The sequence below is a fragment of the Microbacterium sp. NPDC006705 genome, from assembly GCF_044903545.1.
Lineage (GTDB): Bacteria > Actinomycetota > Actinomycetes > Actinomycetales > Microbacteriaceae > Microbacterium > Microbacterium plantarum.
Window position 1 is genome coordinate 392,813 of record NZ_JBJDQQ010000001.1, and the last position, 22,780, is coordinate 415,592.

Annotated in this window: 24 protein-coding genes and 2 tRNA genes; 8 read left to right on the top strand and 18 right to left on the bottom strand. The window is 68.7% G+C overall.

What is annotated here, in order from left to right; all coding sequences use genetic code 11:
• Nucleotides 1-22: 22 nt before the first annotated feature.
• On the bottom strand, nucleotides 23-1,432 hold the full coding sequence (locus ACI2K6_RS01800; protein WP_404567893.1) for a PLP-dependent aminotransferase family protein: 1,410 nt from the start codon (nucleotides 1,430-1,432) through the stop codon (nucleotides 23-25).
• A 61-nt stretch (nucleotides 1,433-1,493) separates the two neighbouring features.
• On the opposite strand from ACI2K6_RS01800, the gene ACI2K6_RS01805 reads away from it, so the two are divergent.
• Nucleotides 1,494-2,129 carry a YitT family protein gene (locus ACI2K6_RS01805; protein WP_112614634.1) on the top strand — a complete coding sequence of 212 codons (636 nt, stop codon included), beginning with the start codon at nucleotides 1,494-1,496 and terminating at the stop codon, nucleotides 2,127-2,129.
• On the opposite strand, the gene ACI2K6_RS01810 is transcribed toward ACI2K6_RS01805, so the two are convergent.
• The gene (locus tag ACI2K6_RS01810) at nucleotides 2,110-2,322 is read right to left on the bottom strand and encodes a methyltransferase (RefSeq protein WP_146752001.1); all 213 of its coding nucleotides are present in this window, start codon (nucleotides 2,320-2,322) and stop codon (nucleotides 2,110-2,112) included. The two genes, ACI2K6_RS01805 and ACI2K6_RS01810, sit on opposite strands and share 20 nt — an antisense overlap.
• Before the next feature lie 111 nt (nucleotides 2,323-2,433).
• Between ACI2K6_RS01810 and ACI2K6_RS01815 the strand changes: the two genes are divergently transcribed.
• Nucleotides 2,434-2,506: transfer RNA gene (locus tag ACI2K6_RS01815), tRNA-Arg, on the top strand.
• Nucleotides 2,507-2,519: 13 nt separating this feature from the next.
• On the opposite strand, the gene ACI2K6_RS01820 is transcribed toward ACI2K6_RS01815, so the two are convergent.
• The 7 genes from ACI2K6_RS01820 to ACI2K6_RS01850 form a co-directional block, all read right to left on the bottom strand.
• Nucleotides 2,520-3,224: a hypothetical protein gene (locus ACI2K6_RS01820; RefSeq protein WP_404567895.1), complete on the bottom strand. Its 705-nt coding sequence runs from the start codon at nucleotides 3,222-3,224 to the stop codon at nucleotides 2,520-2,522.
• Between the two features lie 66 nt (nucleotides 3,225-3,290).
• Nucleotides 3,291-4,958, bottom strand: a complete 1,668-nt coding sequence (locus ACI2K6_RS01825) for an extracellular solute-binding protein (protein WP_282502528.1) — start codon at nucleotides 4,956-4,958, stop codon at nucleotides 3,291-3,293.
• A 44-nt stretch (nucleotides 4,959-5,002) separates the two neighbouring features.
• Nucleotides 5,003-5,890: a carbohydrate ABC transporter permease gene (locus tag ACI2K6_RS01830; RefSeq protein ID WP_269266274.1), complete on the bottom strand. Its 888-nt coding sequence runs from the start codon at nucleotides 5,888-5,890 to the stop codon at nucleotides 5,003-5,005.
• Nucleotides 5,891-5,925: 35 nt separating this feature from the next.
• The gene (locus tag ACI2K6_RS01835) at nucleotides 5,926-6,954 is read right to left on the bottom strand and encodes a sugar ABC transporter permease (protein WP_114589445.1); all 1,029 of its coding nucleotides are present in this window, start codon (nucleotides 6,952-6,954) and stop codon (nucleotides 5,926-5,928) included.
• 42 nt (nucleotides 6,955-6,996) lie between these two features.
• Nucleotides 6,997-8,085: a Gfo/Idh/MocA family oxidoreductase gene (locus ACI2K6_RS01840; RefSeq protein WP_323987646.1), complete on the bottom strand. Its 1,089-nt coding sequence runs from the start codon at nucleotides 8,083-8,085 to the stop codon at nucleotides 6,997-6,999.
• On the bottom strand, nucleotides 8,082-8,810 hold the full coding sequence (locus ACI2K6_RS01845; RefSeq protein WP_274177835.1) for a cupin domain-containing protein: 729 nt from the start codon (nucleotides 8,808-8,810) through the stop codon (nucleotides 8,082-8,084). The genes ACI2K6_RS01840 and ACI2K6_RS01845 overlap by 4 nt, the downstream gene beginning before the upstream one ends.
• A complete protein-coding gene (locus tag ACI2K6_RS01850; protein ID WP_274177834.1) occupies nucleotides 8,807-9,937 on the bottom strand; it encodes a Gfo/Idh/MocA family protein in 1,131 nt (376 codons plus the stop codon). The genes ACI2K6_RS01845 and ACI2K6_RS01850 overlap by 4 nt, the downstream gene beginning before the upstream one ends.
• A gap of 121 nt (nucleotides 9,938-10,058) precedes the next feature.
• On the opposite strand from ACI2K6_RS01850, the gene orn reads away from it, so the two are divergent.
• From orn to ACI2K6_RS01875, 5 genes are all read left to right on the top strand, one after another.
• On the top strand, nucleotides 10,059-10,682 hold the full coding sequence (gene orn, locus ACI2K6_RS01855; RefSeq protein ID WP_112614618.1) for an oligoribonuclease: 624 nt from the start codon (nucleotides 10,059-10,061) through the stop codon (nucleotides 10,680-10,682).
• A gap of 38 nt (nucleotides 10,683-10,720) precedes the next feature.
• Nucleotides 10,721-10,796 (top strand) — tRNA-His (locus ACI2K6_RS01860).
• A 27-nt stretch (nucleotides 10,797-10,823) separates the two neighbouring features.
• Nucleotides 10,824-11,174: a metallopeptidase family protein gene (locus ACI2K6_RS01865; RefSeq protein WP_274177833.1), complete on the top strand. Its 351-nt coding sequence runs from the start codon at nucleotides 10,824-10,826 to the stop codon at nucleotides 11,172-11,174.
• On the top strand, nucleotides 11,165-11,464 hold the full coding sequence (gene clpS / locus ACI2K6_RS01870) for an ATP-dependent Clp protease adapter ClpS (protein WP_112614614.1): 300 nt from the start codon (nucleotides 11,165-11,167) through the stop codon (nucleotides 11,462-11,464). The genes ACI2K6_RS01865 and clpS overlap by 10 nt, the downstream gene beginning before the upstream one ends.
• Nucleotides 11,461-11,931: a DUF2017 family protein gene (locus ACI2K6_RS01875; RefSeq protein ID WP_274177832.1), complete on the top strand. Its 471-nt coding sequence runs from the start codon at nucleotides 11,461-11,463 to the stop codon at nucleotides 11,929-11,931. Before clpS ends, ACI2K6_RS01875 begins: the two co-directional genes overlap by 4 nt.
• Here the strand turns inward: ACI2K6_RS01875 and ACI2K6_RS01880 are convergent, their stop codons facing one another.
• From ACI2K6_RS01880 to gatC, 6 genes are all read right to left on the bottom strand, one after another.
• Entirely contained in the window at nucleotides 11,932-12,510 is a 579-nt protein-coding gene (locus ACI2K6_RS01880; RefSeq protein ID WP_274177831.1) for a hypothetical protein, read from the bottom strand. It lies immediately after the preceding gene.
• Nucleotides 12,485-12,805: a hypothetical protein gene (locus ACI2K6_RS01885; protein WP_112614608.1), complete on the bottom strand. Its 321-nt coding sequence runs from the start codon at nucleotides 12,803-12,805 to the stop codon at nucleotides 12,485-12,487. The genes ACI2K6_RS01880 and ACI2K6_RS01885 overlap by 26 nt, the downstream gene beginning before the upstream one ends.
• Nucleotides 12,806-12,845: 40 nt before the next feature.
• Complete coding sequence (dinB, locus tag ACI2K6_RS01890) at nucleotides 12,846-14,105, bottom strand: DNA polymerase IV (protein ID WP_404567900.1); 1,260 nt, start codon at nucleotides 14,103-14,105, stop codon at nucleotides 12,846-12,848.
• A 72-nt stretch (nucleotides 14,106-14,177) separates the two neighbouring features.
• On the bottom strand, nucleotides 14,178-15,695 hold the full coding sequence (gatB, locus tag ACI2K6_RS01895; protein WP_269266387.1) for an Asp-tRNA(Asn)/Glu-tRNA(Gln) amidotransferase subunit GatB: 1,518 nt from the start codon (nucleotides 15,693-15,695) through the stop codon (nucleotides 14,178-14,180).
• A complete protein-coding gene (gene gatA, locus ACI2K6_RS01900) occupies nucleotides 15,695-17,206 on the bottom strand; it encodes an Asp-tRNA(Asn)/Glu-tRNA(Gln) amidotransferase subunit GatA (RefSeq protein WP_112614602.1) in 1,512 nt (503 codons plus the stop codon). Before gatA ends, gatB begins: the two co-directional genes overlap by 1 nt.
• On the bottom strand, nucleotides 17,203-17,502 hold the full coding sequence (gene gatC / locus ACI2K6_RS01905) for an Asp-tRNA(Asn)/Glu-tRNA(Gln) amidotransferase subunit GatC (RefSeq protein WP_112614600.1): 300 nt from the start codon (nucleotides 17,500-17,502) through the stop codon (nucleotides 17,203-17,205). Before gatC ends, gatA begins: the two co-directional genes overlap by 4 nt.
• A gap of 52 nt (nucleotides 17,503-17,554) precedes the next feature.
• Here gatC and ACI2K6_RS01910 point away from each other — a divergent pair, with 52 nt between their 5' ends.
• Entirely contained in the window at nucleotides 17,555-19,252 is a 1,698-nt protein-coding gene (locus ACI2K6_RS01910) for a long-chain-fatty-acid--CoA ligase (protein WP_404567903.1), read from the top strand.
• Between the two features lie 14 nt (nucleotides 19,253-19,266).
• Here ACI2K6_RS01910 and ACI2K6_RS01915 read toward each other — a convergent pair whose 3' ends face one another.
• From ACI2K6_RS01915 to ACI2K6_RS01925, 3 genes are all read right to left on the bottom strand, one after another.
• A complete protein-coding gene (locus tag ACI2K6_RS01915; RefSeq protein WP_269266391.1) occupies nucleotides 19,267-19,758 on the bottom strand; it encodes a DUF4262 domain-containing protein in 492 nt (163 codons plus the stop codon).
• Nucleotides 19,759-19,825: 67 nt separating this feature from the next.
• On the bottom strand, nucleotides 19,826-22,138 hold the full coding sequence (gene ligA / locus ACI2K6_RS01920) for an NAD-dependent DNA ligase LigA (protein WP_354450690.1): 2,313 nt from the start codon (nucleotides 22,136-22,138) through the stop codon (nucleotides 19,826-19,828).
• A gap of 9 nt (nucleotides 22,139-22,147) precedes the next feature.
• The gene (locus tag ACI2K6_RS01925; protein ID WP_274177825.1) at nucleotides 22,148-22,744 is read right to left on the bottom strand and encodes a DUF4166 domain-containing protein; all 597 of its coding nucleotides are present in this window, start codon (nucleotides 22,742-22,744) and stop codon (nucleotides 22,148-22,150) included.
• Nucleotides 22,745-22,780: the final 36 nt, after the last annotated feature.

The following is a 22,780-nucleotide window of genomic DNA, read 5'->3' on the forward strand; positions in this document are numbered from 1 at the left end:
CCCTCTGCCCGGCTCGCACAGCTCAGACCAGGGCGTCGAGAGGCGTGGGGCCGGCCGTCCGAGCTCCGCTCGCCAGGCGCGGCCACACCGAGGCCAGCACTTCGACGGCGCGCTCCAGTTCTGCAGGCGACGCGGTGAACGGGATCCGCAGACGGTTCTCGTGCCCGCCGTCGACCGCGAAGCGCTGTCCGCCGCTGAGATACACGTGCTCGGCACGGGCACCCAGAACGAGCGGTCCGCTGAGCGGCGCCGGAAGACCGACCCAGAGCGCCACGCCACCGCAGACCTCGGGGACGTCCCAGTCCGGCAGCCTGTCGCGCAGCGCGGCTCGGACCGCGCGGTATCCCGTGGCGAGCAACTCGGCGCGTTGCGGCAGGATCTCCGGCATCCGCGGAATCACCCTCGCCGCCACCTCCTGCTCGAACTCGGGCGTGCCGAGGTCGCGCGCCGGCCGCGCCGCATGCAGCCGCCGGATGACCTCCGGCTGGGCGCGAACCCATCCGACGCGCAGGCCGCCCCACACCGTCTTGCCGAGCGAACCGATCCGCACGACGTCGTCGTCCGGAAGGGCTGCGGGTGCCGGTGCGCCGAACGACAGTTCGGCCGTCGTCTCGTCGACGACGAGGGTGCACCCCCGCTGAGCCACCTCGCGCAGTGCATTCTGCTCCGTCGCCGTCATGGAGCGGCCGGTCGGGTTCTGCAGCGTGGGCATCAGGTAGGCGAGCGTCGGTCGCGTCCGTCGCGCGGCTTCGTCCAGGCGGTCGAGGTCCCAGCCGTGCGCGGTCGTCACGGGTACGGCTACGAGCCGCGCTCCCGCGGCCCTGAGCGCCTCCGCCGCATGCGGATAGGTCGGCGTCTCGACGAGCACGCGATCGCCCCGCGCCACGAGCACCTCGGCGATGAGGTGGATGGCGCTCTGCGCGCCCGCGGTCACGAGAATCTGATCGCGCGCCGTGGGAATGCCACGCGCGGTGTAGCGTTCGGCGATGGCGTCTCGCAGGCCGGTCGACCCGAGGGTGTCGTATCCGGTCCGCGAGACGAGTCGGGCCGCATCCGACGCCATCTCCGCCATCACGCCGGCCAAGCCCGGCCAGGCGCTCGGGCTCGCCTGCTGCAGGTCGATCGACCCCGGTTCGGCGAACACCGTCCCACCCCCGCGCAACGGCTGAGCAGTGGTGACGCTGCCCGAGCCCCGCACGCTCTTGATGTGCCCGCTCGCGCGCAGGCTCGCATAGGCGCTCGCCACCGTCGTGCGGCTCAGCCCCAGCGTCTGCGCCAGGGCGCGCTCGGCGGGGAGCAGGGTGCGCGCCGCGATGCGGTTGTCCAGACACAGCAGTCGGACGCCGTCCGCGAGCGCTTCATAGGCCGGCTCGCGGGTACGCCATCCTCCGAGCGACGCTTCGAGCGACCTGGCGGAGATCCGGGAGTGCATACGGCCACGATACGGGAATTGGCATCTTTCGCTACGGCCAATCCTGCAGTGCAATAGACGAGTGATACTCCGCTTCTCGCAGCTCATCGTCGGCCTCATCCTGTTCGGAGCGGGGTGCGCGGTGATGGTCGACGCGGGAATCGGTCTCGACCCCTGGACCGTCCTGGCCGAAGGAATCAGCAAGAACACCGGCATCGGGATCGGCTGGGTCGTCAGCATCACCGGGTTCCTGGTCCTGCTCCTGTGGATCCCACTCCGTCAGAAGCCCGGTGTCGGCACCGTCGCGAACATCCTCGTGGTCGGCGCCGCGATGCAGTTCACCCTCCCGCTCGTGAGCACGCCCGATCACTGGATCGCGCGGGTGGCGATGTTCATCGCGGGCACGGCGCTCGTCGGTGTCGCCTCGGGCATCTACATCGGGGCGCGATTGGGTCCCGGCCCCCGCGACGGCTTGATGACCGGAATCCATCAGCGGTGGGGCTGGCCCATCTGGGCGGGGCGGCTCGGGGTCGAGGCGACCGTGCTCGTCACGGGCTGGCTCCTGGGCGGCACGGTTGGCCTGGGCACAGTGCTCTTCGCTGTGCTCATCGGGCCCATGGTGCACGTGAGCCTGCCGGTCTTCGACGGCCGGGCACGCCGCCGACGTCACACAACACCAGCCGCGGCGGTGGGCGGCCTCAGTGCTCCCGGAACGTAGGCCAGTCCGCTCCCGGCGCCATGTGCGCATGCAGCGCGTTCTTGGCGATCTCCATCGTGGGGTACGCGCCGAGTTCGGCGTCCGCACCCGCCATCGTCACGATGTACTCGTCGCCGCGGTGGCGGATCATTCCCGCGACTCCCCCGGCGCCGTAGGCCACCCACAGTGCGGTCGATCGTGTCTGCGCGTTCATCATCGAACCCCTTCCGACACCCGCAGGGTACGCCCCCGACCGCCCCGGAACCAGTGTTCCGCGGCATCCGGCCCGAAACCGGCGTCTCCGCGCGATAGCGTAGAAGCATCCGCCTCCGTAGCTCAGTGGATAGAGCAGCGGCCTTCTAATCCGTTGGTCACAGGTTCGAATCCTGTCGGGGGCACTCCAGGCGCCGCTCAGGCCTGCGGCGTGAATCTCCGCGCGGTGTCCGCCAGCAGCGGTCGAGCCATGAGCGCGAGCAGACCCGCGAACGCCCACAGGAGGAGCAGCACGACGGTCTCGCTCACCACGATCACGGTAAACACCGTCACGATCAGCAGGGACAGCACCCCCAGCGAGAACCGCCACTGGGAAGCGAGCTGCGCCGCCGCGACACGCGCTGCATCGCGCGCGCGACAGTGGAACCCGGCCGTCAGGACGACCATGTGCCCGGCCCAGACGAGGATCAGCAGCCCGAGGACGCTGTAGAGCGGGCGCAGCGTCGCCCCGCCGTCGACGCCGTCCAGGTGGATGAGGTTGAAGGCGAGCAGAGCGAGAGCCACCGCCGCCGGGGCCGCCCAGCGGAGGGTCGGCACGAGCTCGCGGCCATACGCACGGAAGAAGTGCCGACCCGGCGACAGGTCGGTGCGCGGAACCATCGCCGCCGCCACCCCCGCCACGAGGGCGGGGGCGACGGGCAGCAGCGCGAGGACGAAGAGGGGGACGTTCGACGGGTCCCGGTCCAGCAGCAGCACCGCTACGACGGAGGGCAGCGACGCGAGCAGCAGCTGCGCCTCCAGGACCATCTGCCGGTAGATGAAGGCGGCACCGCGTGAGAGGGGGCCGCGGCCGACCTCATCTGCCGGGTCGCCGCGACGAATCGTGGTGGTTTCCGCATCCATTTCCTCGGCTCCTTCACTCGACGAGACGAGGCGGCCCGCCCCGGTCAGAAAGCCGGCCGCTCTCGGTCATCCCTGATTCTGCGTGCGCTCGAGCGCCGTGTTGAACGTGTCGATGAGCTGGCGCGACCCCAAGCCCTCGAGCTCGGCCACGTAAGCGTCCCAGTCGTCCTCGATGGAGCGCTGGCCCGTGATGAACGACGCGGTCGCCGCGTGGACGGCATCCGTCAGCTGCGTCTGCAGCAGAGAGGTCTGCTCGAGCTCGATCTCGTTGAGCAACGGAGCCGGGGCGGTGGGCAGCTGTTCCTTCTTCTCGAGCTGCTCAGCGGTCCACTCGGCGATCTCGTCGGTCATCATCGAGAGCACCAGCTCCTGGGACGAGCCGTTCGCGAGAAGGAAGACCCCGTTGCTGTAGCCGTAGTCGGCGTTGAGAAGCTGTGGGGCGCCGGCGTTGATCGAACTCCACGCGATATCGTCCATCAGCTTGCGAGTACCGTCGGCCTCGCGGGTGAACGTCTCGCCCTCGACACCCCACTGAGCGAACTCGAGGCCCTCGTCTGAGTAGTACAGCCAGTCGACGAATTGCAGCAGTGCCTTGAAGTACGGCTTCTCGGCCGCATCGCTCGAGATGAGGATGCCCGAGGTGAAGCGGCCACTCGGAAGCTTGTCGCCCGCCGGCCCGCCCGGGAGCGAGATCAGGCGGATCGGGACGTCGCCCTGCCCCGAGTCGGCGAACTTCTGCCGGTATTCCGCGATCGTCTGGGTGTTCCCGGAGATCGCGGCCGACTTGCCCGAGATGAACTTCTGCACAGCCTGGTCATCGCTCTGGGTGATCTCCGGGTCCAGGACGCCTGCCTCGACGAGAGCAGCAGCATCGGACACGACCTGCTTGTATCCGTCCGATGCTCCCGTGAACACGTACTCGCCGGCATCCTGGTCGTACCACGTGTTCGCGTAGCCCCAGCCCGCGGCCGTGGGGTAGTTCGGCGCCATGATGCTGAGCAGGGAGCCGAGCGGTGTCGCATCCGTCCAGCGATCCGACATCGCGTAGTCCAGCTCGGGATTCGCCTGCTTCACCCTCTCGAGCTGCTCGAGGTACTCGTCCCAGGTCGCCGGGTCCTCGGTGATGCCGGCCTTCTTCCACAGATCCTCGCGGATGGCCACCGAGTACTGGACATCGGGCACCTCGCGCAAGCCGGGAAGGTGGTAGATCTTCCCGTCCTCCTGGCGACGATTCCGGAGATCGTCCTCGAGGTCCCAATCAGCGATCTTCTGCTGGAAGTTCGGCATGTAGTCGAAGTAGTCCGAGACCGGCAGAATCGCACCGCCCGAGACGAACTGCGTCTCAGATCCCGCGTACGTCGACGAGATGATGTCGGTGGCCTCGCCGCTGCCGATGAGAAGAGACTTCTTCTGATCGAAATCGGCCATCGGGATGTCCGTACGGGAGAACGTGACGTTGTGGTCCTTCTCGAGATGCTCGAAGAACGACCAGTCGTCCTTCACCGGATAGTTGGGGTGGTCCCGATACATGATCGAGAACTGGACCGGCTCGGTCGCGGCGAAGGAGACCCCGGCCTCGAAGTCCTCCATTGCGCCGACGGACTGGGCCTCTCCGATCGTGGCACCGCCGTCGCGGGCGGCATCCTCGGTCGCGGGCCCGGAGCAGGCGGACAGCGCGACCGCGACCGCAGCCAGGCCCGCGGCACCGGCGAGGGTGTGGCGAGTGATTCTCATGGTGTTTCTCCTCTGTGTGAACGTCGTCGTTCGACGTAGGGGATTCAGCCCTTCACCGACCCGAGCATCACGCCCGAGACGAAGTAGCGCTGGATGAAGGGGTACAGGCAGATGATGGGGAGCACGGTGAGCAGCATCGTGACGGCCTGGATGTTCGAAGCGACCTGAGCGGACTCGCCGCCGATCGCTTCCTGGACCCCCGTCGCCGCCGCGATGAGGTTCCGTAGGTAGACGGTCACCGGGAACAGTGACTTGTCGTCCAGGAACAGGAAGGCGTTGAACCACGAGTTCCAGATGCTCACGGCGTAGAACAGCGTCATCGTCGCGAGCACGGCCTTCGACAGCGGCAGCACGATCCGGAAGAAGATGCCGTAGGTCGTGAGCCCGTCGATCGCTGCGGCTTCTTCGAGTTCCTCCGGGAAGTTCTCGAAGAAGGACTTCATGACGAGCAGGTTGAAGACGCTCAGCGCTCCGGGTACCACGACGGCCCAGATGCTGTTGCGCCAGCCGAGGTAGTTGGCGATGAGGATGTAGTTGGGGATGAGCCCGCCGCCGAAGAACATCGTGAACACCGCGATGCCGACGAAGAAGGTCCGTCCCTTCAGATACGGCTTGCTGAGCGCGTAGGCGTACGTCGTGGTGATCGCCATCGCGATGACGGTTCCGACGATCGTGTACAGGAACGTGTTCCCGTAGTTCGTCCAGAACGTGCCGTCGTTCATGACAACGCGGAACGTGTCGATGTTGAAGCCGCGCGGGATCAGGTTCACTTCGCCGGCGGCGATGTACCCCTCCGACGAGAACGCCTTGGCGACGAGGTTGATGAACGGATAGAGCGTCACGACGCAGACGAGCACGAGCGCGACGGCGTTCACCACACGGAAGGTGCGGTAACCCGCTGACTCCTTGATGATGCCGGTCTCCCGGCGCACGCGGGCACTGTCTGGCTTCGGGGGAAGGGCTTCAGTCACCACAGCGAGGTACCAACCAATCGACGGGAGAGGGCGTTCGCGCCGAGGACGAGCACGAGGCCGATGACGGCCTCGAACAGACCGATGGCCGTTCCGTACGAGAACTGGGCCGACTGGATGCCGACGCGGTAGAGATACGTAGAGATGACGTCCGCCGTCGAGTAGATGAGTGGATTCTGCAACAGCAGGACCTTCTCGAACCCGACGGCCATGAAGGAGCCGATGTTCAGGATGAGGAGGACCATCATCGTCGGGCGGATCCCCGGCAGTGTGATGTGCCAGGTCTGCTGCCAGCGATTGGCCCCGTCGATGCGGGCGGCCTCGTAGAGCTGATCGTCGATGGTGGTGAGCGCGGCGAGGTACAGAATCGTTCCCCAGCCGACCGTCTGCCACACCTCGGACGACACGTAGATGGAGCGGAACCACTCGGGGCGCTGCATGAACGGCACGGGGTCGCCCCCCATCGCCTCGACGACCTGGTTGACCGTCCCGTTCAGAGCGGTCAGCTGCAGCACCAGGCCGGCGACGATGACGACCGACATGAAGTGCGGAAGATACGAGATCGTCTGCACGATGCGCTTGAAGCGACGCGAGCGCAGCTCGTTGAGCATGAGCGCCAGGATGATCGGCAGCGGGAACGTGATCAGCAGGGTGAGGCCTCCGAGCACCACCGTGTTCCAGAACACCGTCCAGAACTGCTGGTTCGAGATGAACGCCTCGAAGTAGTAGAAGCCCACCCACTCGTCGCCGAAGATCGATCCCCCGGGGCGAAACCGCCGGAAGGCGATGACGTTTCCGAGCATCGGGATGTACCGGAACACGAGCAGGAAGACGACCGGCACGAGAAGGAAGGTGTACAGCCGCCAGTCGCGGACGAGGGCACGACGCCAGGTCTGCTTGGCTCGCGGGGTGCGATCACGGCGGAACAGTCGCCGCTTCGCGGGCGCCGTGGTGATCGCGCGCGTGGCGGTGCCCGGCCTCGGGCCCTCCCCGAGCCGAACCGGCGCGTGAACGGATTGCGTCATTCGGAACTCCACATCCTCGTGGTCTTCGTGACCGGGTCCCCGTCAGGGTGTCAGGACGGGCGCCGGCGACGGAGAGCCGATCACCGTCGCGCCCATCTGCGCGTGCAGGCTGAGCTCCGCCGCCATCAAGGCGTGGTCCTGGCTCATCGCGGTTTCGGTGCCATCGATGCAGTCGCGGATGAGCTGCCCGAAATACGGGAACCCCGTCATGCCGTTCGCGTTGAACCGGTGCTGCGCCTCCTGATTCACGAGGAGCACCTGGCCACCACCGTTGTCGGTCGTGATGTCGATGTACTTGCGCAGCTCGATGTACCCGTCGGTGCCCAGCAGAAGCGTGCGCCCGTCACCGAAAACTCCCAAGCCGTCGGGGGTGAACCAGTCGACGCGGACGTATCCCGTCGCACCGTTGTCGAGGACCACGTGCGCGTCGCCGAAGTCCTGCAGGCCGGGAGTCTCCGGATGCGCGTAGTTCGCGATGGTCGAGGTCGACACCCGACCGGTCGTCGCACCCGTGTAATGGAGGATCTGGTCGAAGTTGTGGCTGCCGATGTCACAGAGGATGCCGCCGTACTGCGCCGGGTCGTAGAACCAATCGGGGCGTCCCCCGCCGATGCGATGCGGACCGAAGCACACGACCTGCACGACCCTGCCGATCGCGCCCCGCTGGACGAGCTGATCTGCGAGGATCGCCGCCTCCGAGTGCACGCGCTCGCCGTAGTACACCGCATAGAGCAGACCCGTCCGTGCGGTCGCCTCCCGGACGGCATCCAGTTGCGCGAAGGTCGTCAGGGGCGCCTTGTCGACGAAAGCGTGCTTCCCTGCGTCGATCGCCCGCAGTCCGATGGGCGCACGCTGCGACGGAATCGCGGCGGTCGCGACCAGCCGAACCGCGGGGTCGTTCAGGACCTCCTGCTCGCTCGAGGCGATGCGTGCCGTCGGATACTGCTTCGCGAACGCGGCGGCGCGTGCGTGATCCTCGTCGAACACCCAGGTCACCGTCGCCCCGGCGCCGATCAGTCCATCGGTCATGCCGAAGATGTGGCCGTGGTCGAGACCGACCGCCGCGAAAGCGAACTCGCCCGGAGCGACGACGGGGCGCGGGAGGGGGTCGAAAGTGTATGAATCGGTCATCGGGTGTTCTCCTGGTCTGTCAGGTCGTAGGCACGGATCCGTCCGCACATGCCGAAGGCGCGTTCCCCGGGGGGCGCGGGAGCGACACGGGCTCGGGCATCGCGCAGATGGGCGACGTCGCCGCGCGCGGTGGCCTCGGTGAGCGTCAGCGAGGTCTGCGCCTGAGCGAGCGCACCGGCGCGGACGAGCTCGCTCCAGGCGGCCGCCCGGTCGCGGACGAGCGCGCCGGCGCTTGCGTAGAAGTCGTCGAGCGGAGCCCGATCGCCGGCGGCGACCGCATCGCGCAAGGCCTGGAACCCCGTCACGGCCAGGTCCCGACGGCGAGCGGCGCGCGCGGCCCGCTCCTCCCCCTCGCCCAGTGCTGCCGCCTCGGCGTACGCCGCCGGGTCGCCGACGATATGCGGGGGGAAGGTCATGACGGCATCGCCGGCCTCCGGCAGTCCCGCGTTGCTCATCAGCACCAGCACCTTCAGCCCGCCGCGGTTGACCGCACGGTGGATCGTGCCCGGCGTGAACCAGACGACCGATCCGGCATTCAGCTCGGTCTCCCGGACCCCCTCGCCGTCGATCGTCTGAAGGGCGCCACGACCCTCGACGACGAGGTAAGCCTCCGTCGAGACGAGGTGGATGTGCGGACTGCCGCCGCAGATGCCATCGGGGGCGGCGTCGTGGTAGATGTCGAGGTGCGACAGCGAGGTGCCGCCGGGGAACGAGAGGCCGGTCACGATGCCGCCTCGATGAGTGAGTGCTGCTTCTCGTAGAAGCGGGGTGCGCGCTCGACGAGCTGGCCGGCGCGGTAGTAGGGGTCGTCGGCGGGGATCGGGAGGTCGACGAAGGTGCGCTCGATGCCCGCCTTGTAGATGGCCGAGACGACCTCGATCGCGTTGCGGCCGTCCCGCCCGTCCGCGACCGGAGCGCGCCCCTCCCGGATGGCGGCGAGCAGGTCTCCGATCTGCCCCGCGTGCCCGGTGTGCGCGAGAGGTTCCCGGGCAGTGACGACAGCCTCGATCGCTGCCACCAGCTCGGGATCACCGCCCTGCGCGGGGAATCCGCCACCATCGGCGCGCTCGGCGATCACCCGCCACGGCTGCGACACCCGGGCGTTCGCCCCCTGGATGACGATCTCCTGCTCTTCCCCGTGATGGACCACGGAGCTGGTGAGCTGGGCGAGCCCGCGTTCGTAGCGGAGGACCGCGACGGAGAGATCCTCGACCTCGCTGTTGTCGTGCTGCGCGTTGGCGAGCATCGCGGTCACCTCCATCGGGCGGCCGAGGAGCCACAGCAGCAGGTCGATGTGGTGAATCGCGTGGTTGAGGGTGCAACCGCCGCCCTCCTTCTCCCAGGTGCCACGCCACCAGAGGTCGTAGTAGGGCAGCCCGCGCCACCACGCCGAATCCACCCGCACGGAGGAGATCGGACCGAGAAGCCCCGAGTCGACGACGGTTTTGAGCGTCGCCAGGTCGTCGCGGAACCGGTTCTGTGCGACGACCGAGAGCACCTTGCCTGAGCGCTCCTGGGCGGCCAGCATCGCGTCGCACTCTTCGAGGGACGGCGCCATCGGCTTCTCGACCAGCACATTCACACCGCCGTCCAACGCCGCGATCGAGAGGGCCGCGTGCGTCGACGGCGGAGTCGCGATGCTGACGAGGTCCAGATCGGCCTCCGCGATCATCCGGAGCGGGTCGTCGTAGCCGGCGGCATCCCTCAGGCCGAACTCCTCGGCCTTCTGCGCCGCCTTTCCCGGCATGACGTCGGCAAGGGCGACGATCTCGCACTCCCCAGGGAACGCGAGGTACCCGCCGATGTGGGCACTCGCTATGCCGCCCGTGCCGATGATGCCGATTCTGAACATGCTTCCTCGCACTTCTACTACGTATTACTACGACGTAGTAGTCATGATGGTCGCATATGCCGCGCGCGGTCAACAGTTTTCTAAAACGACCGTGTCGCGACCGGTCACTAGGATGGGCGACATGGTGGGAACAGCCGAGAACGACCGTCTCGTATGGATCGATTGCGAGATGACGGGGCTGGATCTCAGCGTCGACGAGCTCGTCGAGGTGGCGGTCATCGTCACCGACTACGAGCTGCGGCAGCTCGACCCGGGCTTCCAGCTCGTCATCCGTCCGAGCGAGGCGGCGCGAGCGAACATGGGCGACTTCGTGACCGCGATGCACGAGACGTCGGGCCTGCTTTCCGAGCTCGACTCGGGCGTCCCCCTCGTCGACGCTGAAGCGGCGGTGCTCGAGTACATCCAGCGCTTCGTGCCCGAAGGCAAGGCAGCCCTGGCCGGCAACACGATCGGCACCGACCGGATGTTCCTCGCGAAGTACATGCCCCGGGTCGACTCCTGGCTGCATTACCGCAACGTCGACGTCTCGAGCATCAAGGAGCTCTCGCGGCGCTGGTTCCCCCGCGCCTACTTCCAGGCACCGGCCAAGGACGGCGGACACAGGGCGCTGGCCGACATCCGAGAGTCGATCCGCGAGCTCGCCTACTACCGTTCCGCCGTGTTCGTGCCGGCGCCCGGACCCACGAGCGACGAGGCTCGGGCAGCCGCTGAGGCCGCCGTGTCGTCGTATGCCCCATCCGTGTAATACAATCGTCTGGTTGCCCGGTTTCACCGGGAGACATGGTGGCTATAGCTCAGTTGGTAGAGCACCGCGTTGTGGTCGCGGGGGTCGCGGGTTCAAGTCCCGTTAGCCACCCCACGTAAACACCCCGGTCCGGGAGTGCAGATGATCGAGATGGATGTCGAGGAGTTCGAGCTCCTCGTCACCGACGAGCTGGATCGCCTCCCCGACGACATGGTCGACGGACTCGACAACGTCATCTTCGTCGTCGAAGACCGCCCGGAAGACGGCAGCCTCGACCTGCTCGGCCTCTACGACGGCTACGCCCTCACAGAGCGCGAGCGCTACGGGCAGGGTGAGCTCCCCGACCGCATCATCGTCTACCGCGAACCGCATCTTCACGCGTGCGCCGACGTCGCCGGCCTTCGCGACGAGGTCCACACCACGCTGGTCCACGAGATCGCCCACTTCTACGGCATCGACGACGACCGCTTGCACGAGCTCGGATGGGCCTGATGAGCACCGCTCTCCCCGACCTCGACATCGAGACCGACCTCCGTGCTGCGCCCGACGAACCATGGCAGACCGTCGTGTGGAACGACCCGGTGAACCTCATGTCGTATGTGGTCCACGTCTTCCGGACCTACTTCGGGTACTCGCGCGACCGCGCGACGCAGCTCATGCTCTCCGTCCATCACGAGGGGCACGCGATCGTCGCCGAGGGTCCGCGCGAAGCGATGGAGGCGCACACGCGCGCGATGCACGAATTCGGCCTCTGGGCGACGGTCAGACGGGCGAACGAATGACCACGACCATCGTTTTCGCGCTGCCCGCGGCCGAGGCGGACTATCTCCGCGAACTCGTCGATCAGTACCTCGAGCTCGTCGAAACCCCCGACGATCCTCGGGATCCGGCAGCCCGCCGGCTCTCCCCCGACGCATACCCGGACGACCCGGCTGCCGCGACGGAGTTCCGCGCCCTCACACGAGACGATGTCGCTGCGACACGCGCCGCGGATGCGCGCCTGGTGCTGGCCACCCTCGCGAGAGGCTCCCGCGATCGCTCCACCCATACGGCGTCCGGCGAGGGACTCACGCTCGATCCGCAAGAGCAGACCGCGTGGCTGAGGACGCTCGCTGGGCTCCGTCTGGTGCTTGCGGAGCGCATCGGCATCACCGACGAGAGCATCATGCCGATGGGGGATCCCCGCTTCGACGTCTACGAGTGGCTCGGGTACCGGCAGGAGATGCTGCTGCAAGCACTCGACGGGTGATCAGACCAGTTCGACGACGTGCGTCGCGAGGCGGCGGGGATCGTTCCGAGCGATGTGGTCCTGCTCCTGCGCCGCCCAGCGCTCCCAGTGCGGCCGATAGGTGTCACCGTCGCGGTCCAGGGCACGCCGCTTGCGCACATCGCTCGGCGCGTCCAACCAGATCCGTACGGTCGCGAAGGCTGCGGCCGCAGCAGTCAGCGCACCGCTGCCCTCCAGGATGATCGACTCGTCGCCCTTCAGCGCGCGATCCTGGCCATAGCGGTCCGCCGCCCAATCCCACTGCTGCCAGCGCGCGGGCGCGCCTGTGCGACGCGGGGCGAGCACGCGCGCGACGGCGTACTCGGCACCCGCAGCGAGGCCATCCCATCCGGGATACAGCTCATCGAGCGCGACCAACTGCGGCGGCTGCGCGCCGTCCCACTGTCGCTGGAGCTCGCGCGCCAGCGTGGACTTTCCCGCGCCGCTGCGCCCATCGATGATCACGACGTCGCCCGGCGAGACCTCGTCGAGGACGGTGCGGACGAGCGCCGCCGAGGTCAGGCGCGCGACGGCCCTACTTCTTGAGGGCGCGGATGACACGGCTGAGAGCGCGGCCCACGACCCAGACGAAGGGAATGCCGACGGCGACCAGCGACACGAGGTTCGGCTCGAAACGCAGATCATCGCCCTTGCGCACGTACGCCCCGACGGGGATGGCGTAGCCGCCGCCCCCACCGCCGCTGTTTCCCTCATTGTCCTCGCCGGCCCCGAAGCCGCTCCACGTCAGCGCGACCGGAATGAGCGTGATGCCGTCGACATCCTGCTGTTCGCCGTAGACGCTGGTGACGCCGAGATTCGCGGTCTGCTTGCCGAGTTCGAGTGCGAGGTTGGGCATGGACCCACCGTACCCTCCCCCGGGTGCCGCGGTACAGGTGTCAATGTTCGTGGTCGGGGCGCGGGTTGGTCGGCATGGCGCCGACGTCGCGACGAGGTCCGAGCACGCTCGCCCGCGTGACCGCACCCCGGCCGAAGCGGGCGCGGGCCCCGTCGAGGGCGTCGTCGACGCGGCGCCATTCCTCATCGTCGTCCCAGAGCGTGAGGCCGCCCGTGCCGTCCGGACGCAGCTTCTCGGCTCGGACGCCGATGAGTCGCACCGGTTGCGAGAGCTCCACCGACGAAAGCAACTCGATCGCCGCTGACCCGATGCGCTGCCCGACGTTCGTCGCCAGGGGCAGAGTCTGCGAGCGGGAGTACGTCGAGAAGTCGCTCAGTCGCACCTTGATCGACACCGTGCCAGCCTCCCAGCCGCCAGCGCGCAGTCGCGCGCCCACCCGGTCGGCCAGACGCCTGAGCTCGGAACGGAGCACCGTGAGGTCGGTGACGTCGTGGGAGAACGTCTCCTCGTGCGAGATGCTCTTCTCGGCCCGCTCGGTCTGCACCTGACGAGCGTCGTGACCGCGCGAGAGATGCCACACGCGCTCGCCCATCGCCGGACCGAGCGCACGGTCGAGGACGGAGCGCGGGGTGTCCCACACGTCGGCCACCGTCCGGATGCCGCGCGCGAGGAGGGCCTCGGCGGCTTTGGGCCCTACGCCCCACAGGGCACCGACCGGGCGACCTGTGAGGAAGCGGAGCGTCTGATGCTCGGCGACGACGAGGAGCCCGTCAGGCTTGGAGATCGTCGACGCCATCTTGGCGACGTGCTTCGTCGCCGCGACCCCCACGCTGCAGGTGAGGCCGGTCTCGCTCAGCACGCGCCGTCGAATGAGCTGCGCGATCTCGCGCGGGCTCCCCCAGAGCCGACGGGCGCCGCTCACGTCGAGGAACGCCTCGTCGATCGAGAGCGGCTCAACTAGTGGCGTGATCGACCGGAAGATCTCCATCACGCGTCGAGAGAGCTCCGTGTAGCGCTCGAACGTCGTCGGGACCACGATGGCCTGCGGGCACAGCTGCAGGGCGCGCGCGACCGGCATCGCCGACCGGACGCCGAAGCGCCGCGCTTCGTACGAGGCGCTCGAGACGACGCCGCGGCGCTCCACGCCGCCGACGATGATGGGCTTGCCCGCGAGGGACGGGTCGTCCAGCACCGCGACGGCCGCGTAGAAGGCGTCCATGTCGACGTGGAGGATGCGGGTGCCGGTGTCGTCCGCATCCGGCGGCGACACGATGCGTCCCGTGCCGTCGCCGCGTCCCATGCTTCTATTGTCGCGGGTACCGCCGACAACGGCCGCGCCGTCGGACGACGCGGCCGTGCGACGAAGCTGCGCCTACTGGGCCGCGCGCTCGAGGATCAGCTCGCGCACGCGCGCGGCGTCGGCCTGACCCTTCATAGCCTTCATGACCGCGCCGATCACCGCTCCCGCAGCCTGCACCTTGCCGTCCTTGATCTTCGCCAGGACGTCCGGCTGAGCGGCGAGGGCGTCGTCGATCGCGGCGATCAGAGCGCCGTCGTCCGACACCACAGCCAAGCCGCGCGAATCCACGACCTCCTGGGGCGAGCCTTCGCCGTCGATCACGCCCTCGAGCACCTGGCGCGCCAGCTTGTCGGTCAGGGTTCCGGCATCCACCAGCTTCTGCAGCGCCGCCACGTCAGCCGGCGAGACGAGCGCCTGCGGCTCGGCCCCACGCGCGTTCGCGACGCGCGTGATCTCGCCGGTCCACCACTTGCGGGCCGAAGCGGGCGACGCCCCCGCCGCGACCGTCGCGTCGACCTCGGCGAGCAGGCCGCCGTTGACGACGTCCTGGAACTCGAGGTCGGTGAAGCCCCATTCGCCCTGCAGCCGGCGGCGTCGGGCAGCCGGCGGCTCGGGAAGGGCCGCGCGGAGCTCGTCGATCAGCTGCGGCGACGGTGCGACCGGCAGCAGATCGGGCTCCGGGAAGTACCGGTAGTCGTCGGCATCCGACTTCGGGCGCCCCGGCGAGGTCGTGCCGGTGTCCTCATGCCAGTGCCGAGTCTCCTGCGTGATGGTGCCGCCCTCGGCGAGGATGGCGGCCTGACGCTGGATCTCGTAGCGCACCGCACGCTCGACGGAGCGCATCGAGTTGACGTTCTTCGTCTCGGTACGCGTGCCGAGCTTCTCCTGGCCCCGGGGACGCAGCGACACGTTCGCGTCGCACCGCAGGTTCCCCCGCTCGAGGCGCGCCTCCGAGATACCCAGGCCGATGACGATGTCGCGGATCGTGCGGACATAGGCCTTCGCGATCTCCGGCGCGCGGTGCTCGGCACCGAAGATCGGCTTGGTCACGATCTCGACGAGCGGCACTCCGGCTCGGTTGTAGTCGACGAGCGAGAACTCGGCGCCCTGGATACGACCCGCGGCGCCGCCCATGTGCGTGAGCTTGCCCGCATCCTCCTCCATGTGGGCCCGCTCGATGTCGACGGTGACGGTGGTGCCGTCGGACAGCTCCACCTCGACCGCGCCCTCGAACGCGATCGGCTCGTCGTACTGCGAGATCTGGTAGTTCTTGCCGAGGTCCGGGTAGAAGTAGTTCTTCCGCGCGAAGCGGCTCGAGGGTGCGATCGAGCAGCCGAGCGCGAGACCCAGGCTGATCGACGACCGGATCGCCGTCTCGTTCACGACAGGGAGCGCCCCGGGCAGACCCATGTCGACGGGCGCGACGAGGGTGTTCGGAGCTGCGCCGTGGTTGTCGGGGTGAGCCGGGTTCGCAGCCGGCGAGAACATCTTCGTGCGCGTGTTCAGCTCGACGTGCACCTCGAAGCCGAGCACGGGCTCGAACAGCTCCAGCGCCTTGTCGAAGTCCATCAGTGCGACCTTGGCAGCCATCAGCGTGCCCCTCCCAGGATCGGTGCGCGGTCGAGCAGCGGGCCGCCCCAGCTGTCGACGAGCAGAGACTCGAGCGCGGCGCCCACCCGATACAGCTGTGCGTCCTGGCGCGCCGGAGCGATGAACTGGATACCGACCGGCAGACCATCGTCATCCGACAGCCCCGACGGAATGGAGATCCCCGGAACGCCGGCGAGATTGACCGGGATGGTCGTCACGTCGTTCAGGTACATCTGCAGCGGATCGTCGATCTGCTCGCCGAGACGGAACGCGGTCGTGGGTGCGGACGGAGTCGCGATGACATCGACCTGCGCGAAAGCTTCGTCGAAATCGCGCTGGATGAGCGTCCGCACCTTCTGAGCGCTGCCGTAGTAGGCGTCGTAGTAGCCGGCCGACAGGGCGTAGGTGCCCAGGATGATGCGGCGCTTGACCTCGTCGCCGAAGCCGGCTTCGCGGGTCGCCGACATGACGTCCTCGACGGTGCCGCCGGGCACGTCGACGCGAAGTCCGAACCGCACCGAGTCGAACTTCGCGAGGTTGCTCGACGCCTCGGCCGGGAGGATCAGGTAGTACGCGGCGACCCCGTACTCGAAGTGGGGTGCACTGATTTCGACGATCTCCGCGCCTTGCGCCTCCATCGCCGCCAAAGATGCGCGGAACGACGCGCTGACGCCGGGCTGGAAGCCGACATCGGCGAGCTCGCGGATGACGCCGACCTTGAGTCCGCGCAGCACATCGCCCCGGGCACCCTCGCGCGCTGCCGCGGCGAAGGACGGCCACTGGTCCGCCAGCGACGTCGAGTCGTGCGGGTCGTGGCCGCCGATGACGTCGTGCAGCAGAGCCGAGTCGAGAACGGTGCGCGAGACGGGACCGACCTGGTCGAGACTCGAGGCGAGCGCGATGGAGCCGTAGCGGCTGACGCCACCGTACGTCGGCTTCACTCCGACCGTGCCCGTGACGTGCGCGGGCTGACGGATCGAGCCGCCGGTGTCGGATCCGAGGGCGAGCGGCGCCTCGAACGCGGCGACGGCGGCGGCGGAACCGCCCCCGGAGCCGCCGGGGATGCGGTCGAGGTCCCACGGATTGCGGGTCGGCCCGTACGCGGAGTGCTCCGTCGAGGAGCCCATCGCGAACTCGTCCATGTTCGTCTTGCCGAGCGGGACGAGTCCCGCAGCACGAGCGCGCGCCACGACCGTCGCGTCGTACGGCGACATGAAGCCCTCGAGGATCTTCGACCCACTCGTCGACGGCATGTCCGTGGTGACGAGCACGTCCTTGATCGCGAGGGGCACACCCGCCAGCTCGCCGAGCTCCTCACCCGCGGCGCGGCGCGCGTCGATCTCGCCCGCCACCTCGAGGGCGTGCTCGGAGACGTGCAGGAACGCGTGCACGTCACCATCGACGGCGGCGATGCGGTCGAGGTGAGCCTGAGTCACCTCGACGCTGCTGATGCTGCGGTCGGCCAGACGGGCGGCGAGCTCGGCGGCGCTCGACCGGATGATGTCGCTCACTGCTCCTCCCCCAGGATCGCGGTCACGCGGAAACGGTCGTCCGCTCGTTCGGGTGCGTTCTGGAGAACCTGGTCGAGCGTGAGCATGTCGCCGGGGACGTCCTCGCGGAAGACGTTCTCGAGGGCGATCGGGTGGCTCGTCGCCGGAACATCCGGCGTCGCCACCTCCGACACCTTCGCGATGTTGTCGACGATCGCGTCGAGCTGTCCCGTGAGACGCTCGACCTCCTCGTCGTTCAGCTGGATCCGGGCGAGCACGCCGAGGTGGCGCACGAGATCGGGGGTGATTTCAGACACCCGACGATTCTAGTTGGGGCCCGATCGCCCGCGAGACCCGTAGGGTGTCAGCGTGACGACCTACGACCCGCCACGTCCCTGGATCGCCAGCTACGCCGACGGGGTGCCGGAGGACCTCCCGCCCATCACAGGCTCACTCGTCGACATCGTCGCGACCTCCGCGCGCGAGCATCCGGACGCCCCGGCGCTGGAGTTCTTCGGCCGCACGGTCTCGTACCAGCAGCTGCAGGACCGGATCGAACGAGCCGCCGCGTACCTGCGGGATGCCGGTGTGCGCCGCGGCGACCGGGTGGCTATCGTGCTGCCCAACTGCCCGCAGCACATCGTGGCCTTCTACGCCGTTCTGCGCCTGGGGGCCGTCGTCATCGAGCACAACCCGCTCTATACCCCGCGCGAGATGCGCAAGCAGTTCGAAGATCACGGCGCGAAGGTCGCCATCGTCTGGAGCAAGCTCGTCTCGGTGCTGCTCGACTTCCCCGACGATCTGGCCCTCAACGCCGTGATCGCCGTCGACATCACCACGGCCATGCCGTTCCACATGCGGGCGGCGCTCCGCCTGCCCATCGCCAAGGCGCGCGAGTCGCGTGAAGCACTCACCTCTCCCGTGGCCCGCAATCGCGTGCACGGGTTCTGGTCGGATGCCGAACGCCACGATCCCCTGCCGGCGAGCCACGTGGGTCCGACCACGGGCGATCTCGCTCTGATTCAGTACACCAGCGGCACGACGGGCAACCCCAAGGGCGCGGCGCTCACGCATCGCAACCTCCTGGCGAACGCGGCCCAGGCGCAGGCGTGGACCCCGACGATCGAGCGCGGCGCGGGCTGCGTCGTCTACGCGGTGCTGCCGATGTTCCACGCGTACGGCCTGACCCTCTGCCTCACCTTCGCGATGTCGATGGGTGCGCGGCTCGTCCTCTTCCCGAAGTTCGATCCGGCCCTGGTGCTCGCGGTCCACAAGCGTCACCCGGCCACTCTCCTGCCCCTGGTTCCGCCGATCGCCGAGCGCCTGCTGGCGGCAGCCGATGCCGGGGGGGTGTCGCTCGCGGGCACGCAGGTCGCGATCTCCGGCGCGATGGCGCTCCCCCACGAGCTCGTCGTGCCGTTCGAGGCATCGACGGGCGGATACCTCGTCGAGGGATACGGGCTGTCGGAATGCTCCCCCGTCCTGATGGCCAATCCCGTGGCCGGGAACCGTGTCCCCGGCACCGTCGGTCTACCGCTTCCCGGCACCGAGTGCCGCGTCGTGGACCCGGACGAACCGACACGGGACGTCGAGCCCGGCGGGCGGGGCGAGCTACTGGTCCGCGGCCCCCAGGTGTTCACCGGCTACTACGGCAAGCCCGAGGAGACCGAGAAGGTCTTCGTCGACGGCTGGTTCCGCACGGGCGACATCGTGACGATCGACGAGGCGGGATTCGTGCGGATCGTCGACCGGATCAAGGAACTCATCATCACCGGCGGCTTCAACGTCGCACCGACCGAGGTCGAGATCGCGCTGCGTCAGCACCCGCAGATCGCCGACGCCGCCGTCGTCGGGCTGCCCAGCGAGCATTCCGGCGAGGATGTCGTGGCCGCCGTGGTCGCCGCCCCCGGGGCGACAATCGACGAGGCCGACGTGCGGGACTTCTGCCGCGGCATCCTGACGCCCTACAAGGTGCCGCGTCGGGTGGTCGTCGTCGACGAGCTGCCGAAGTCGATGATCGGCAAGGTCTTGCGTCGCCAAGTCCGCGATCGGCTCCTCGCGGGCTGATCCCCGCCCTTCGCTCACGCGCGGAAGGCGCCCGGCTCCGGCTGCAGCCAGCGCGGCCTGCTGTACCCCTCATCCCAGGGGAAGCGACCCTCGATATCGTCGTAGATCAGCTGGAGGGCCGGGACCGAGGCGAACGGCGGCCGGTCGTAGTACGAGTTGGCCGAGAACAGCACCTCGCCGGGGTTCGGGACCTCCGCCACGCTCACGCGATGCGCCCAGCCGGGGAATGACAGCACCTCGCCGACCGTGAGATCCGACCCGGCCCGCACACGCGCCGCAACGTCGTTGATGAGAGCACCCGCGTTCGCGTCATTCAATCCGAAGACGAGGACCTCGGGATGACCGAGGCCGAACAAGCCGATCGAGTATGCGAAGCTCGGCTGGCGGCGCGGCGGGTCGCCGATGACATACTCGGCCGCCACACCGTAACGCCGTATGGTCTCGGTGACGCGGCGGTGCTCCTGATCGAGCCAGGCGATCTCCTGCGGAGTGAGCGGATCTGACATGCGGCCTCCTTGTGATCGTCGTCACTCTAGGTCGAGCCGCAGACACCGGTCTCGCGTCATCCCCTGTTCAGGAATCGAGGGCCGCTGGCCCCTGCTCGACGAGGAGGCGGAACTGCGCGGCATCGATGATCCGCACACCGAGCTGTTCTGCCTTGGCCAGCTTGGATCCTGCGCCCGGCCCCGCCGCGACGAAGTCGGTCTTCTTCGAGACGGACGAGCCGGCCTTTCCACCGGCGGCGAGGATCGCCTCCTGGGCGCCTTCGCGGGTGTAGCCCTCGAGCGATCCCGTCGCCACGACGGTGATGCCCTCGAGAACTCCGCCCTCGACCACGGCTGCGCCCGGTCCGGGGTGACCCGGTACCTCGAGCCGCGCCCCGGCGGCTTCCCATCGCTCGACGATCTCGCTGTGCCAGTCGACCTCGAACCAGTCGATCAGAGAATCCGCGATGATGCCGCCCACGCCCTCGACGGCCGCCAGTTCGTCCCGCGTCGCCGCACGGATCGCGGCGATCGAGCCGAACCACTGCGCGAGGGCACGCGCCGCGACCGGACCGACGTGGCGGATGCTGAGCGCGACGAGGAACCGCCACAGCTCCTTCGTCTTCGCCTTCTCGAGCTCGTCGAGCAGCTTCAGTGCCTGCGCCGACGGTTGCGGTCCGGTCAGCCCATCCTTCTTCTCCGCAGCCGAGGGGTTGCGCCGGAAGGGAGCACGCCGCACGGGTTCGCCCGTCTTCTCGTCCACACGGGGCTCGCCCGTCTCGGAGTCGCGGACGATGACCTCGATCGGCACGAGCTGATCGAGGGTGAGCTCGAAGAGAGCGGCCTCGGTCACCAGCGGCGGGGTGGCGTCGCCCAGCGGCTGCGTGAGGGCGGCTGCCGTGACCTCTCCGAGCGCCTCGATGTCGAGGGCGCCGCGGGACCCGACGTGCTCGACGCGACCACGCACCTGCGCCGGGCAGGAGCGCGCATTGGGGCAGCGGAGGTCGATGTCGCCCTCCTTGGCGGGGCGCAACGGCGACCCGCACTCGGGGCAGTTCGTGGGCATGACGAACGCGCGTTCCGTGCCGTCGCGCAACTCGACCACGGGTCCCAGTACTTCGGGGATGACGTCCCCCGCCTTCCGCAGCACCACGGTGTCGCCGATGAGGACGCCCTTGGCGCGGACGACGTCCTGGTTGTGCAGCGTCGCCTGCCGCACGACGCTGCCCGCGACGCGGGCGGGCGCCATCACGGCGAAGGGCGTGGCCCGGCCGGTGCGACCGACCGACACGACGATGTCGAGCAGCTTGGTATTGACCTGTTCCGGCGGGTACTTGTAGGCGATCGCCCAGCGAGGTGCGCGACTGGTCGCGCCCAGCTCGTCGTGCAGCGCCAGCTCGTCGATCTTCACGACCACACCGTCGAGCTCGTGCTCGACGCTGTGACGGTTCTCGCCGAAGTGCGCGACGTAGCCGAGCACGCCGTCGATGCTCTCGTGGGTCTGCGAGTGCGGGCTGATGGGCAGACCCCATTCAGCCAAGAGCGCATAGATCTCGCTCTGCGACGACACCGGCGGATTCTGCCAGGCTCCGATCCCGTGCACGTAGAGCCGGAGTGAGCGGACGCGGGCCTCGGAGGCTTCGAGCTCGAGACCCGACTTCTTGTCGAGCTGCTGGCGCAGCCCCCCGCTCGCGGCGTTGCGAGGGTTCGCGAAGGCCGGGAATCGGCGCTCGGCGCTGATGCGCGCGCGTTCCTCGTCGAACGCGCGGGAACGGGACCGCGCATCTTCGACCACACGATCGCGCATCTCGGCCTGGAGCGCGTTGAGCTGAGCGAACTCAGCGACGGGGATGAAGATCTCGCCGCGCACCTCGACGACCGCCGGGTGCCCGTCTCCCGCGAGGCGCTCGGGGATGCCGCTGACGCGCAGGGCGTTCACGGTGACGTCCTCACCGACGCGGCCGTCGCCGCGTGTCGCGGCAGATGTCAGGACGCCGTTCTCGTAGCGCAGGCTGATCGCGAGTCCGTCGATCTTGAGTTCGGAGAGCCAACGGACAGGACGGCCGGCGGACGCCGCTGCCTTGACGCACCAATCGGTCAGCTCTTCGGGCGAGAAGACGTTGTCGAGGCTCAGCATCCGTTCGGCGTGCGTGACCGGCGCGAACAGCGTCGACTCGGCGGCGCCGACCGTCTGCGTGGGCGAGTCCTGCGACTGCAGCTCGGGATGCACTCGCTCGAGCTCGTCGAGGCGACGCATCCACCCGTCGTACGTCGCATCGTCGACGACCTCGGCATCGCGACCGTAGTACGCGTCGCGCGCCGCGGTGATCCGGTCGATCAGGTCACGGGATTCTGCGCGCGCCTCGTCGAGGGTGATCTCGGGGAGTTCTCCGTCTGCCACCTCGTCAGTCTAGGCAGGGGGTACGACGCCGCGGACGGGGTTCCCGTCGGCCGGCTGGATGCGGTACGTGAACGAACCGTGATAGCGGAAGAGCTCCCCGATCAGCCACGCCCGCACGCTCACCTCGACGCGCTGCGCCACGGCATCCGCGTGGTCCGCAGTCTCGGTCACGGCCACTCCCGCCACCGGAGGAAGCGGCAGCCGCGCCGCACCCAATCGGACGGCGAGTCCCACGGACCGCATCCGCATCCCGCGGAGGTCGGCTTCGGCGCGAAGGCGCACTTCCAGCCCGCCCCGACGACCGAGACGGTCGACGATCTCGCCGGTTCGAGCGCAGCTCATCGCGTCGACCATGCGCCGCGGGGCACCGGCGAAGAGGAAGTCGCGCTCCGCGTGGAGAGAATCGTCCCGCCGGGGCGTGTTCACGACCACGAACGGTACGTCGGTACCCCGTTCGGGGAACATCACCCCGCGCCCCGCGAACAAGCGGACGATGGGCCGCAGCCAGCGGGGGCCGCAGTAGCCCGCCTCGTCGTAGATGCCCTCTCCGACCCCGACGCACCCCGCGGGTATCGAGCCGAAGTAGACGCGGAGCACGGGCGGCATGCGCGAGAGGTCCCCCCCGAGCGCGCGTTCGTATAT